Here is a 647-nt window from a genome sequence, read left to right as displayed (position 1 = left end):
TACTGTTGTTTGTATTGAGGTTCTTCTTGTTCGATTTGTTGAACACGTGGTTCAATGCTGTCTACAACGGATTGGGTTTGCTTAGCTGCATCTTGGTAAAGTTGCTTAGCTTGTTGATTATCTGTACTAAGAGCAAATGTTTCAAAACTTGCTTGAGCACTTTTCAATCCTGCTAGAGCTGTTTTAACGTCATTTATTACTGTCATGATAATTTCCTCCTTGAATTTTTTTTTTACTCTTTTATATTGCTTTATGGAGAATTTTTTATTCAATGATTTTTGGGAAATTTAAATCTAAATTATTTTTGACGTATAGCTCCATTTTTCCGATAATAACCCCTTTTCCATATCCCCATCATTTCTTCTATTTCTCGTTGACAGCAATAGCTCTTATAACTTTTCATTTTTTTTTCTCAACTTCAATTTCTTTTACACCCCTACCTTTATAAAATAAGATGATTGTATTTCCTGAAAGGACTAATATTTTTTCCATTTTTTGGATATTATCCCAAAGTTTCAAGAGTTTTTCCCTCTTAATCATCCTATTTATGGGTATTTAACATTGAAAATGTAATAACAAAGATAAACGCATGCATTTGTCGCCGTATTAAGGTTTGTCTAATACATAAAAAGGAACTGTTTTGTTAT

1 protein-coding gene is annotated in these 647 nt (G+C 30.8%); it reads right to left on the bottom strand.

The window, feature by feature from the left end; all coding sequences use genetic code 11:
- Positions 1-206: DUF1657 domain-containing protein (locus ACFFHF_RS11780; RefSeq protein ID WP_013352384.1), on the bottom strand; the 206-nt coding region annotated here is incomplete at its 3' end.
- Between the last annotated feature and the right edge of the window lie 441 nt (positions 207-647).

The sequence above is a fragment of the Robertmurraya beringensis genome (assembly GCF_042433785.1).
In the GTDB taxonomy this organism is placed as follows: Bacteria; Bacillota; Bacilli; order Bacillales; family Cytobacillaceae; genus Robertmurraya_A; species Robertmurraya_A beringensis.
This window is presented reverse-complemented; position numbering and strand designations above follow the sequence as displayed.